The 13,131-nt window shown below is 49.5% G+C and carries 12 protein-coding genes; 9 read left to right on the top strand and 3 right to left on the bottom strand.

The window, feature by feature from the left end:
- Positions 1 to 136 precede the first annotated feature (136 nt).
- Positions 137 to 1,807 carry an SUMF1/EgtB/PvdO family nonheme iron enzyme gene (locus QUF61_RS05740; RefSeq protein WP_289680898.1) on the bottom strand — a complete coding sequence of 557 codons (1,671 nt, stop codon included), beginning with the start codon at positions 1,805 to 1,807 and terminating at the stop codon, positions 137 to 139.
- Between the two features lie 61 nt (positions 1,808 to 1,868).
- On the opposite strand from QUF61_RS05740, the gene QUF61_RS05745 reads away from it, so the two are divergent.
- The 9 genes from QUF61_RS05745 (at position 1,869) to QUF61_RS05780 (ending at position 10,178) form a co-directional block, all read left to right on the top strand.
- The gene (locus QUF61_RS05745) at positions 1,869 to 2,870 is read left to right on the top strand and encodes a hypothetical protein (RefSeq protein WP_289680900.1); all 1,002 of its coding nucleotides are present in this window, start codon (positions 1,869 to 1,871) and stop codon (positions 2,868 to 2,870) included.
- Between the two features lie 4 nt (positions 2,871 to 2,874).
- Positions 2,875 to 3,417 (top strand): hypothetical protein, encoded by a 543-nt coding sequence (locus QUF61_RS05750; protein ID WP_103920541.1) that lies wholly within the window; start codon positions 2,875 to 2,877, stop codon positions 3,415 to 3,417.
- A 56-nt stretch (positions 3,418 to 3,473) separates the two neighbouring features.
- The gene (locus QUF61_RS05755; protein ID WP_289680901.1) at positions 3,474 to 4,706 is read left to right on the top strand and encodes a DUF4384 domain-containing protein; all 1,233 of its coding nucleotides are present in this window, start codon (positions 3,474 to 3,476) and stop codon (positions 4,704 to 4,706) included.
- Positions 4,707 to 4,793: 87 nt separating this feature from the next.
- Positions 4,794 to 5,498, top strand: a complete 705-nt coding sequence (locus tag QUF61_RS05760; protein ID WP_103920539.1) for a DUF4384 domain-containing protein — start codon at positions 4,794 to 4,796, stop codon at positions 5,496 to 5,498.
- 211 nt (positions 5,499 to 5,709) lie between these two features.
- Entirely contained in the window at positions 5,710 to 7,362 is a 1,653-nt protein-coding gene (locus QUF61_RS05765) for an SUMF1/EgtB/PvdO family nonheme iron enzyme (protein ID WP_289680904.1), read from the top strand.
- Between the two features lie 240 nt (positions 7,363 to 7,602).
- Positions 7,603 to 7,953, top strand: a complete 351-nt coding sequence (gene avd, locus QUF61_RS05770) for a diversity-generating retroelement protein Avd (RefSeq protein WP_289680905.1) — start codon at positions 7,603 to 7,605, stop codon at positions 7,951 to 7,953.
- Positions 7,944 to 9,017 (top strand): reverse transcriptase domain-containing protein, encoded by a 1,074-nt coding sequence (locus tag QUF61_RS05775; RefSeq protein ID WP_289680906.1) that lies wholly within the window; start codon positions 7,944 to 7,946, stop codon positions 9,015 to 9,017. Before avd ends, QUF61_RS05775 begins: the two co-directional genes overlap by 10 nt.
- Positions 9,018 to 9,064: 47 nt before the next feature.
- Positions 9,065 to 9,184, top strand: a complete 120-nt coding sequence (locus QUF61_RS18185) for a hypothetical protein (protein WP_407080048.1) — start codon at positions 9,065 to 9,067, stop codon at positions 9,182 to 9,184.
- A 139-nt stretch (positions 9,185 to 9,323) separates the two neighbouring features.
- Complete coding sequence (locus QUF61_RS05780; RefSeq protein ID WP_103920518.1) at positions 9,324 to 10,178, top strand: Rpn family recombination-promoting nuclease/putative transposase; 855 nt, start codon at positions 9,324 to 9,326, stop codon at positions 10,176 to 10,178.
- A gap of 325 nt (positions 10,179 to 10,503) precedes the next feature.
- Here the strand turns inward: QUF61_RS05780 and QUF61_RS05785 are convergent, their stop codons facing one another.
- Positions 10,504 to 12,375, bottom strand: coding sequence for an SUMF1/EgtB/PvdO family nonheme iron enzyme (locus QUF61_RS05785; protein ID WP_289680907.1), 1,872 nt, complete (start codon positions 12,373 to 12,375; stop codon positions 10,504 to 10,506).
- A 222-nt stretch (positions 12,376 to 12,597) separates the two neighbouring features.
- Positions 12,598 to 13,125 (bottom strand): OmpA family protein, encoded by a 528-nt coding sequence (locus QUF61_RS05790; RefSeq protein WP_103920515.1) that lies wholly within the window; start codon positions 13,123 to 13,125, stop codon positions 12,598 to 12,600.
- Between the last annotated feature and the right edge of the window lie 6 nt (positions 13,126 to 13,131).

The following is a 13,131-nucleotide window of genomic DNA, read 5'->3' on the forward strand; positions in this document are numbered from 1 at the left end:
GTGCAACGTCTTGACGAGAAAAATCAATACAAAAATATCGCGAGCGGGGGGGGACTATCGTCCCCCCTCTCCCCCCCTTAAATTTTTGCAGGGCAAAAATTTAATAATAAAGGGTTAAAGGGCAAAGCCCAAAGTGCTAATAAATCCTGGCGACACGAAAACCAACATCGAGGCTGCGTTCCGAAGGCCCCCCGCCGCTGCGGTAAGCAGAACGCACCCAGTCCGGTTTGCTGTTCCAGGAGCCGCCGCGCAACACGCGCCTTTCATTATCTTTTTTATTCAACAAACAGGTTTGTTCCTGTCCCTGATATTTCTTTTCATAAACGGAACAAGTCCATTCCCAGACATTGCCCACAGTATCAAACAAACCAAAAGCATTAGCGCTGAAACTGCCCACCGGGGCGGTTTGTTTGCCATCCCAAGTGCTGCCGCAACCGTTACAGTTGGCTTTGTTTTTGCCGATGGCATTACCCCACCAGTATTTGCTTTCGCTGCCCGCCCGCGCCGCATATTCCCATTGCGTTTCCGTCGGCAGGCGGTAGCTGTTGCCGGTTTCCCGGCTCAGCCATTGCGTATAAGCCACTGCGTCCAGCCAGGTCACGCAAACCACAGGATGTTTTGTGCTTTGCTGAAAATTCGCTTGCATGAAATCCTGACAGCCCCATTCATACTTAGGTTTAATGCCTTGATAATTCGTTGCCGTAACAAAAGCCTGGAATTCCTCCAGGGTGATTTCATAGCGGCTCATGGCAAAAGCCGCAACTGATACCGGATGCACGGGTTGTTCGTCATCGCTCCCGCCGCCCTGAATATCCCCCATGCGGAAATGACCGGCAGGAATTGAAACCATTTGCGGGCCTTGCTGAGCATTGCGCAACTTGTCCTGAAAAATTTCACCCGCAACCGGTTCTGCCTGGATTTTTTCCCTTACCTGCCCACAGCTTCCCAGACACACCTGCCCGAACAACATCCCCTCCACCACCGGATGCTGCTGATAGACCGCAGGCAACCCCTGATTCTGCTGTTCCATTTGCTGCACTGCGTTGCCTATGGCCTGCATCAAATGCGTATTCGCGCCGCCGCGCAGGGCTGGCAACAAATGCCGGGTAAAATCACTGTTGCGCCGTTTATCATCGCTCCAGGCGCGGTAACTGTGCAAAGTCGCGTGTACCACCATCATGCCATTGATAGGGTTCATCGGGCGGAATTCGCCGCCGCCGCTGAAACCTTTGCTTTTTTTAAGGATAAACTTGTCGCGGCAGGCATCTAATATCATCAGGCGGGTACGGGTGGAAGCGGCTTCAAGCCTATCCTTGATATTGTGGGCATTAACGCCATGCCCTTTGAATTTTGCCGGGTCTTCCTTGGGAAAATTCACCCCCACCGGCAACAGATAATTGGCGCTTTCCTGGGGGCGGTTTAAGTCCTGTACATACACGCCATGCCCGGAATAATAAAAAATCACTTCACTGTCGGGATGTTGATGCAAACGCGCAAGCAGTTGATCCACGGCATTATCCATTTGCATTTTTGTGGCATTAATCAGAGGGCGGTTTTTGCCCTGCTGATTGACCAGCGTAAAACCAAAGCCTTTAAGCAGCTTTGCCACATCCCGTGCATCATTCGCCGGATTAGGCAGAGGCGGCGCGTCATTGATAAAATCCCGGCGCTGCGGGTAATCGCCATTGCCAATGACCAGCGCATAACGGTTTTGCGCGTGGACGGAGGCCATCAACAGCATAAAACCCAAAAAAATATACATTTTTAGCATTAATAAAACCCTCATCGTATAAATATTTTTCGACATTTTCATTTTTCTCCCCCGCCAGTGATACATTAAGCCCAAACTAAAATCTAAGGAAGACATCATGATGGATGAAACCGATCACAGTGTGGACAAAACCCTCAAAAAACACTTGCATCAGCTTTGCGTGGACAGCTACGGCGAGGATTTGCTGGATTTATTATGCACCATTGCCAGCGACAGCAGCCGGGAAAGTATGGCGGCACTGGTGGAACAATGGATAGACAAGCTTATTTTACCTGCCCTGCAACAGGCTGCGCAAAAAAAACAACAGCACTTAGCGCATGGATTATGGGGGGATGCACAACAAAAAGCCACTTTTAGCCTGATGTTCAGCCGCCGTCTGGATGCCAACACCTGCGCAAAACTGCAAGCTTACTGGTGCATGGAGCAACAGGAAATTCAGCAACTGGAACCTGCGCAAAAAATTCTGCACAATCTGTTGAATCAATATCTTTCTGATTTAAATCCTTTTTCCAACAAGGAAAAAATCTGGCGACAAATTGATAAAGCAATCAAACACCTGGAAAATGAAAAAAAACACCAGGATTTATTTTTTTATAAGGATTCCGCACGTCTGGCAAGTGATTTACTCGCACTCTACCAAAGGCCGCAACCGCCTAAAGGCATCACCATTCCCGAGCCTTTCCGCACGCAGCAAAGCCCTCGTGAACTGAAAGAAAAAATGCTGGCCTATTTATATGAATTTCGTGTTTACAACCAGGGGCAGACTGCTGTGGATACGCAATTAATCGGTCGGCATGTGCCGGTCATGCAACTGGACTGGGAAAATATGCAGCCCTGCTTTGAACGCCTGCCAGCAAAAGAGCGCAAAGCGGCTGAAGCCAAAGTTCAGGAATACCGCGATACGCAAAGCAAAAAATGGAGCCAGCGCCAACTGGCAAAAGTGGCAGGCATGAACCGCGAAACCTGGAAAAAACATTACGATCTGGCGCAGCCTAAGTTACTGGACTGCCTGAAACAATTAATGCTTGAAATTGGCGATGAAAACATTGAAACCAGCGGTGATGGCTATGTCGTGACCCCGGAACAGGACAAGGAGTAAAACCATGAACCAGCAACAACACGGCGCACAAGATTTTTTTTACGAACTGCTGGCAAACCAGACAGTCGAAAATGACTGCCAACAAATTAGTGATACGCGGATGTACGCGATATTAACAAAAAATAGGCAGTTCACTCCGCAGGAACAACAAGCCCTGCTGGACTCCCCTTGCACCCAGGCGCGTTTTACCCTGCTGGCGGATGTGGTGAAAATGGAGCAACATGAACAACAAGCCGCATGGCCGCCCATTGAAGCACTCGCCGCCGCTGAGAAAAGCATACATAAACTGGAATTTGAAGTAAGCGATTATTATCACCTGACTTTATTCCCTATAGATGCCAAAGGTACAGACTGGGAAATCCTGCTGACAATTGCTCCAAAGCAACGCGCAATGTTTCAGGCGGGTATACAACTGCTTGACGAGCAGGGGCTGGTCTGGTTACAGGGGCAATTAGACGCACAAGGACAAATCAGTGGTTTCTGGGAGCAGGAGGTTAATTTGTGGGATTATATACACGACCATACCCTGCGTATCCAGGCTCTGTAGAGACGTAGCACGGCTACGTCTCACCCCAAACGAAGCCACCAAAAAGGAGTATTCAAATGGCAAGCCTTATTGATTATGACGTGTATTTCCCCCTTAAAGGTCATGTCTCGCGTTTAATGCCGGTGACAGTCACCAATTATAGAGAAAATGCCAAAGAGTATGATCGGGCGCGTTGCGCGAATAAAAGCAAAAATCAGGAAGTCAACCAGATACTGGAATGCAGCCGTGAACGGGAAAGCCCGACAAGCGCCGCCTTATCGGTTTATGTCACGTTTGATAAGAATAAACGCGCCACATTCAACAGCAGCAGCTACACGCTGGCACTGGCGTTGGCGGATAAATGCGCCCGTTTTACCCCCTTTCCCGGCAAACTGGTGGCAACAGGTCGCCTGCTGGCGGAAAACAGGATAGGTAAAATCGGACATTTTCAGGAAAAACTGCAAACCATTGCCCAGGCACTGGCGGCAAAGGAACTGCACCAAGGCGATGTGCTGATTTATCCGGCGGAAAATGAACAACAGGCCAGCGGGGAAGAACGGCAGTTATTAAAACAACTCCGGCAACAAGGTCTGCAACTGCGCGCGGCAAACAATCTTGAAGCATTAAGCGATCTCTGGAGCCAGCGCCGACAGCCGGAAAAGCGCAGCACGCAGCACTTTGCCCTGCTGAGTGTTGTATTGCTGCTGGCAACTGCCAGCGTCTTCTTCTGGCCGGCAAGTGCCGTGAAAAATACCCCGCCGGTTGTCATGCCGGTTATCACAAAGGCAAGCGACTGCACCAGCCTGCCGCTGGATGTGGCAAGGCTGCAACGCTGCATTGAACCGGACTTGCTCAATCCGGCGGATTTTCAAGTGGATTACAGCTACCGCCAGGTTAAGGAGAATTATGCCCAGGTCTACCCCTTGTTAGATAAAGCCGTTTTACACGTCCATGATCGTTTCAAGATTCACCTCACCTCACCACAGGACGCTTATGTTTATCTCTATCTATACGACAGCCACGGAGAACTGCATGACTTAATGACACTCTCAAAAAAATCTCACGCCATCAGTCGTGATCAATCCATCACCCTGCCCTCGGCAAAAACTAACTTCACCCTGGATGATCAAACCGGTACGGAAACCTTATATTTTCTCGCCAGCCGGGTGCCGGAAACGGCCTTGCAGGCACAATATCAGGCACTGAAAACCGCCCGTGACCAGGGACGGCACGAACAAGTTAAACAACTGCAACAACCGCTGCTGGCGTACCTGCAAAAGCACCAGCAACGTTATTTTTTACACCAGTAGAACCTGTTCGATATAAGCTTCTTTCAACATTTAACAGGCTGAAAACCGCTGATATCTCACATTAAATTAATCTCAAGGAGAACAAACATGTTCAAACCAATAGTGTTTATCACCCTGCTGCTGAGCGCCAGTTTTTCAGCGCAAGCCAGTTCCCGCATTGGAAAAGGCGTTATCGTCTGCCCGGATGATCCACAGATTTGCATTGGCGTTAATCCCGTAGCACTGCTGGATACACAAACGGTATCTGGTATAAGCAAAGCTCAACAGCCAGTCACGGATATGGATATCCGCTATCACTACAGCGATGCCAGCGGCAATGGCAAGGCCGACAAGCTCGACAATGGTAAAACCCTGCATTCCGGGGACAAGTTCACCATTGAAATCAGCGCGCATGAAGACCTGTATGTGTACCTGTATCATTTTGACAGCCACAAACAACTCAATGAACTGGTAACACTGTCAGGCCAAAGCAATCACCTGAAAGCCGGAGACAAACGCACGCTGCCTGCAAAAAACAAACATTTCCGGCTGGATGACAAAACCGGCACTGAAACCCTGCACACCATTGTGTCCAAAAAACCACTGAGTAATCTGGAAAGTCTGTACCACAAAAAAGTTCTGGGGGAAGCTCAAATCCAGCGGGTCAGCAAAGGCGTGACGGTGGGAACGGACAGTGTGAAAAAATTGGAGCCAATCGCGGAGTCAATCGTGGAAAAGGCAGATGCTGGACGGGTGATTAGCTGCCTGAAAGCCGACCATTGCCGGGAAAGTTTTATCATTTATCACCGTTAAAGATTATCCCCTGCGCGGTTGTTCATTGAGCGCCGATTGAAATAGCGGGGCATCGCCGTAGAGACGTATCGTTTTTCATAGCAAGACTTTCACGGATAACACCCCTTCAAAGGGGTGTTATCCGTCATACGTCTCTACAGGGTGATACAGGTGGCGCATCACAAACACATCAGCGATAATCAGGTTTCGCGTAAAAATCGGAGAAATCAACATGAAACGCCGTCAGGCATTATCCATAGTCTGCTTATTGCTGTTCACCTTATCCGCCCAGGCCAGCAATAAAATTGCCCTGCTCATTGGCAACGGGGCTTACCCGCGCGCCAACAATCAAAACCTGTTCGGCCCCTTGCCCAATCCCAAAAACGACATTGCAGACATGCAAAACGTATTACAAGGCTTTGGCTATCAGGTGTACGCGCTGCCCGATGCCAATAAAAAAATCATGGAAAAGGCGGTCAAATGTCTGGCGGGACAAATTAGCAGCCAGCGCCAGTGTCCGCAAAAATACCGTATCCAGAGTGGTGACACGGTGATTTTTTATTACTCCGGTCACGGTGCGCAAGCCAAAGTCCAGGGCGCGGTTAAAAATTATCTGGTGCCGGTGGGCAGACGCTACGCCGATGCCGCCGACCTGGTGGAATACGGCATCAGTGCGCGCTGGATACTGAGCAAACTGGAAAACAGCAGGGCGAAGGTTAAAGTCATGATACTGGATGCCTGCCGCGACCGCATACAACTCTCCACCGGCAAAGGTTTCGGCGACAGTGGTTTCACCCGTATGCACCCACAGGGCGCGTTTGTCGCCTACGCCACGCAGTCCGGGCATATCGCCTGGGGCGATGACAAGCGCCGTAACAGTTTATATACCGAAAAACTGCTGGAAAACCTGAAAACCGGTGGCGGCAAGACCATTCATGAAGTGTTTCGCAAAACCCGCGACGCGGTGTTTCTTGCCACCCGTGATGACCAGGGCAAACAACGCCAGATTCCCTGGGAGGAAGAGCAACTCATCGGCGATTTTTGTTTTGCCGGGTGCGGGCGGTTTAGCGCACAAACCGGCAGTCAGGATACGCCGCCAACACAAATTCAGACCGGACAAACCCTGCAACGGGAAGCCAAGGGTTTTCGTGAACCACTGAAATCCGGCGGCTACGGCCCTCTGATGGTGCGCATCCCCGGCGCAGATTATGCGATGGGCACTTATGAAATCAGCGTAGGCGAATACCGCCGTTTCGAGCAAAGCAGTGGTTATCGCTCCAAAGGCGATGATTGTTATGTCGATAAAGATCAGGACGGTTCCTGGGGAAAGGTCAAAGATGCTTCCTGGCAAAAGCCTTATTTTAAGCAGAGCGCACAGCATCCGGTGGTCTGCGTCAGTTGGTCTGATGCCGTGGCCTACAGCAAATGGCTGAGCCGGGAAACCGGCAACCACTATCGCCTGCCCACCAGCGAGGAATGGGAACGGGCGGCGCGGGCGGAAACCACCACAGAGCGTTATTGGGGGGATGATGCGGACTTGGCCTGTGCTTATGCCAATGTGGGTGATCAAACGGCTAAACAAAAGTATTCAGACTGGATGATTCATAATTGCCGGGATGGTTATGTGTATACTGCCCCGGTCGGTCAATTCAAACCCAATGCCTGGGGGTTATATGATGTATTGGGTAATGCCTGGGAATGGACTTGTTCGCTTTATGATGGGGAACAATCTGCTTGTGCGCCGGAAAAGGGTAATGAAAGCCGCGTGTTGCGCGGCGGCTCCTGGAACTACAGACCGTACGGGGTGCGTTCTGCTTCCCGCTTCTCCGGGAGGCCCTCGCCTCGCAACTACGATGTTGGTTTTCGTGTCGCCAGGATTTATTAGCACTTTGGGCTTTGCCCTTTAACCCTTTATTGATAAATATTCGCTGTGCGAATATTTACAGGGGGATTCAGGGGGACGGTAGTCCCCCGATCGCGGCATTTTTTGCCCCCCCTGTAGAGACGTTGCACTGCAACGTCTCAAACGCAGCCGTAAACCTAAATGCTCACAATTAACGTATTCATGGTAGCGGAGTTGAGACGTAGCAGTGCTACGTCTCTACGAGCCGCAAGGTAAAAAATCATGCAGAAAAAACAGAAAAATCAATACGCGCAAGCCGTGCAAAATTGCCATGAATTACTGATCTGGCTGATTCATCATCTGGATAAATTTCCCCGTGCCAGACGTTATACTCTGGGCGCGCATTTGGAAAATCGCCTACTGGAAATCCTCGAATGCCTAGTGGATGCCGCTTACAGTCGACAAAAAACCGCGCCACTGAAACAGGCCAACAAACATCTGGAAATCTGTCGTCATCTATGGCGTATAGCATTGGAATTGCGGCTGATTTCCATGAAAAGCTATGAGCATGGTATTTTGCAGATGGATAATATCGGTCGCCAGATTGGCGGCTGGATCAGGTCATGCCAATGAAACGTTACGGTCATTTATGGCCTGAAATTGTCAGCCTGGATAATTTATACCTGGCCTATCGCAAAGCCCGTAAAGGCAAGCAAAATCGTGACAGCGTGGCGGACTTTTCCCTGCGCTTAGAAGCGCAATTATTGGCTTTGCAAAATGAATTAAGCAATGGCACTTATATACCCGGAGAATACCGCTTATTCACCATTTATGAAGGCAAACCGCGTTTGATTGCCGCCGCGCCATTTCGGGATCGGGTGGTGCATCATGCCTTGATGAATCTAATTGAGCCTTTGCTTGATCCCCATTTCATTGATCAGTCCTACGCTTGCCGCAAAGGAAAAGGCGTGCATAAAGCCGTTGATTATTACCAGCAGCAGGCAAAACAATATGCTTATGCCTTAAAAATGGATGTACAGGCTTATTTTCCCAGTATTGATCATCAAATTTTGCAGACAAAAATTTCTCGTTATGTGAAAGATAAAAAAGTGTTGGATTTATTCGGGTGTATCATTGCCGGTTCACCCACTTATCCGCATCCACCTTGTTATTTTCCGGGGGATGATTTGTTTACCCCGCTTGAGCGACGGCACGGTATTCCGATTGGAAACTTAACCAGCCAGTTTCTGGCAAATCTGTATTTGAATGATCTGGATCATCATTTTCGTTCAACCCTTAAAGTTCCGGCTTATCTGCGCTACGTTGATGATATTATCGTGCTGGCTGACAGTAAAAAATATTTATCTGAAATTCGCAAAATTACAGAAGATTATTTATTGAGTTTGCGTTTAAATCTGCATCCACGCAAAGCCCATATTGTACCCGTTAGTAAAGGCGTGGATGTGTTCGGTTATTTTGTGTATCCGCATTGCCGCCGTCTGCGCAATGAAAACGGCTATCGCTTTGTCCGTAAATTACGAAGGTTCTCCAAGGCTTATGCGCGTAATGATCTGGATTGGATAGATTTTAACGCCAGTGTACAAAGTTGGATTGGTCATGCCAGCCATGCTGATACAAAAGCCTTGCGTGAAACGCTATTTTCTGCAATGATTTTTCAGCGGGAATCCGGCAACTGAGAATCCGCGTGTTGCGCGGCGGCTCCTGGAACAACAAACCGAACAGGGTGCGTTCTGCTAACCGCAACAACAGGAGGCCAACGAAACGCAACAACAATGTTGGTTTTCGTGTCGCCAGGCTACCCAGCCCATACACCCGGAATATCTACGTTCAAGGATGCAGATAGCGTGGTGATTGGGTATCCATGACCGGATTTCCCTGCCTCGCAAGGATGGGATCGCAAAATAAATTGTCAGGGATGATAGCCCTGTTGCTGGTAGCGTAATGCGAAGGTGACGGGGCTTTTTACATTTAGGGAACTTATCATGCCAAGAAAACTTATCAGCTTTGATTGGGCGATTAAAAAAATCCTCAGAAGCAAGGCCAACTTCGGCATACTCGAAGGCTTTTTAAGCGAATTGCTGTTTACTGAAATCCGCATCCTTGAGGTTTTGGAAAGCGAAAGTAATCAGGATAAAGGTTTTGATAAATATAACCGGGTTGATATTAAAGTCATTGATGCCGATCAGCAGATTATTATCATTGAAATACAGTATTTGCGGGAACTGGACTATTTGCAAAGAATCCTGTTCGCCAGCGCCAAAACCATCAGCGAACACTTGACGGAAGGCACTGCCTACGCGGAAGTCAGTAAAGTGATTTCAGTGAATATTTTGTATTTTGACTTCGGCAAGGGCGATGATTATATCTATCATGGCACCACCAACTTTATCGGAATGCACAATCACAGCGTTTTGGAACTCAACGAAGACCAGAAAAAGCTGTATAAAGCGGAGAAAATTGCGGATATTTATCCGGAATATTACTTGATTGAAGTTAAAAACTTTAATGATATTGCCAAAGACAGCCTGGATGAATGGATTTATTTTTTTAAAAATGAGCAAATCAAGGAAGATTTTACCGCAAGAGGACTCAGGCAGGCAAAAGAAACGCTGGATGTACTGAAAATGAATGAGCAGGAACGCTACGCTTATGAATACCATCAGGAACAACTGCATTATGAAGCCAGTATGTATGAATCCAGCTATATTGCGGCAAAACTGGAAGGCAAAGCAGAAGGCATTTTAATCACCGCTAAAAATATGAAACAAGCTGGCATTCCCGTTGCAACCATTGCCCAGGTGACGGGTTTATCAATAGCGCAAATAGAAGTGCTGTAACATAAGCGGGTGCCGGTGCTGTATGCTATTGGATAACGTAAAGACGTAGCACTGCTACGTCTTTACCGCTACGCCTCGGAATTTCAAGCTGCGCTCACATTAACAAGCGTGAATAGCAAGCTGCTTTGTTTGATAGTATTAGCTGCGTTCAGGATTGCGCTGGTTGTGGGTTGAGACGTTGCGGGTTGAGACGTTGCAGTGCAACGTCTCTACGGGGGGGCAAAAAATGCCGCGATCGGGGGACTATCGTCCCCCTGAATCCCCCTATAAATATTCGCGCGGCGAATATTTATCAATAAAGGGTTAAAGGGTAAAGCCCAAAGCGCTAATAAATCCTGGCGACACGAAAACCAACACTGACGTAGCGAGACGAAGGCCTCCCGGTGTAGCGGTAAGCAGAACGCACCCTGTCCGGCCCGTTGTCCCAGGAGCCGCCGCGCAACACGCGGTTTTTATTATCTTTTTTATCCGGCAAACAGGTTTTTTCCTGACCTTTATACTTATTTTCATAAGCCGAACAGCTCCATTCCCAGGCATTACCCACAGTATCAAATAAACCAAAAGCATTAGCACTGAAACTACCCACAGGCGCTGTTTGTTTAGCATCCCAACGGCTGCCGCAACCACGACAATTGGCTTTATTGTTGCCAATGGCATTGCCCCACCAGTATTTGCTCTCGCTGCCCACCCGCGCCGCGTATTCCCATTGCGCTTCCGTTGGCAGGTGGTAGCCGTTGCCGGTTTCCCGGCTCAGCCACTCAGTATAAGCCACAGCATCCAGCCAGGTGATACAGACAACAGGATGATTGGCAGTTTGGCTGAAATGGGGCTGCATAAATGCCTTGCAGCCCCATTCATTGCTAGGTTTTACGCCTTGATAGCCCGTTGCCTGCACAAAAGACTGAAACTCCCCCAGGGTGATTTCATGGCGACTCATGGCAAACGCCGCAACAGATACCTGATGCACAGGTTGCTCATCACTACCCCCACCACCCTGAATATCCCCCATGCGAAAACTACCGGCGGGAATCGAGGCCATTTGCGGGCCTTTTGTGCCATTGCGCAACGTATCCTGAAAAAAGCTGCTGGCACTACCGGTGCTGGTTGGCAAAACTGGCGGTGTTGTTGGCGCATTTTGCGCAAACTGGCGCGCCACTGGCGTGGTGGTCACTACCTGCGCCCTTTTTTCCATCGCTTCTGCCGTCTGCCGCGCTGCCAGCAACTGTTGTTGCAAACGGCTGTTTTCCTCGCGTAAGCCTTGTGCTTGCGCTTGTTCTTGCAGCCGCGCCTGTTTTGCGCCCAGTTGCTGTTTCAAACGGTTGTTTTCCTGGCGTATACGCTGTGTCTGTGACCAGTCAAGACATTGCCCCAGGCAGAAATCACCGCTCAGGGTGCCGGTTTCCACGCGCGGCATTTGCGCGCTGCCGTGGGCTTTGGCATCGGTAACCACCGCCGCGCCCGCGTATTTGAGCAGTTGTTCAAAAGGCAGCGCGGCATAGTCGGACATGGCTTGCAGCACCTTGCCGGTGTAGACGCTGGTGCTTAAATTGTGATCCACGTAAGCCGCCGTGCCCAGCGTGCTGGCAAAACCGATAATGGAGCCTTCCGGCTGCATATCCCGCATCCCCCGTTCGCCAACACCTTTGCTGTTGCCGACATATTCCCGGCAGGCATCGAGCAGCATAATACGCACCCCGGCGTTGGAGGCTTCCAAATCACGTTTAATGGCGTGGGCGCTGACGGCGGCAGATTTAATACTGCCTTCGGTGTGAATTGTTCGCCCTACCGGAATCAGGTAATTTTCACTGTTGCCGCGATAATGTACGCCGTGACCGGAATAATAAAATAATACTGTGCCGCCACGGGGAATATTTTTGATAAAATTAGCAATCTGCCTGTCCATTTGGCCTAAGTTGGCATCTTTGAGCACGGTGCTTTGGAAACCATAAGCCGCCAGTGCTTTTTGCATGTGTTCAACATCATTGCGCGGGTTATGACCGAGGCTGCGGAACATGCCTTGATTGCCATAGTTGCTGTTGCCTATCAGCAGCGCCAGACGCGGGCCGCTATGCCGGGCGGCATTGCCTGTGGCGTTGGCGGCAGGTGATTGAGTACTGCCTTTGCCGGTTTGCTTGGCGCTGCCGCTACAGGCTGAAAGCAGCACGGTACACAGCAATAAAGCCATCAGAGTTTTCATGATATTCGCTTCCAGTTTAAGGTGAAACAGAATGTACCACAGAGACGCGGGGAGCGCAGAAGAAAAGTTTTTATGCCGTGACCTCTGCGGGAGAAAATTTGACAGCCTCCTAGGACATCAGCAAGCTTATTTTGACGGAAGTGCAGACCTGACAGGTTTTAAAAACCTGTCAGGTCTTTGGTATGAAGCCCGACAATAGAATGTTGCTGATGTACTAGGACATCATGGCATTTTGACAAACTCCACCCGCCGGTTCCAGCGCCGGTCGTGATCGCTTTGTTGTTGTAAATTGCCGCGCAGGGGTTGGGATTCACCATAGGCGGCAATTTGTAGCCGCGCCGGGTCAATTTGATACATCCTCACCAGATAGTCTTTGACACTTTGCGCGCGTTGTTGGGAGAGTTGTAAGTTATAGGCAGCATCGCCAATATAATCCGTATGCCCGTGAATGCTGAAGTGCATGTCGGCAAGGTTTTGCAAGGCGCTGCCCCATTCAGCCAGCAGCGCATAAAATTCGGGTTTTAATGCGCTGGCATCAAATTCAAACAAAACGCCAACCCGATCCGGTTGGATGCTGACACCTTTACTGACACCTTTGGCAACCCGTGTGCTGCGGCCTGCGCAGTGTCCGTGACGGTAAAAGTTTTCAATTTCTGCCTGGGTTTTGAGAAAACATAAACCATTTTGCACATCTGCGCGTGCTGGCGTTATGAGCATGAATAGCGCGTATAAAAAAAGTATTGTTTTCATTTTATT

It is taken from the genome of Candidatus Venteria ishoeyi (genome assembly GCF_030378065.1).
Classification (GTDB): Bacteria; Pseudomonadota; Gammaproteobacteria; order Beggiatoales; family Beggiatoaceae; genus Venteria; species Venteria ishoeyi.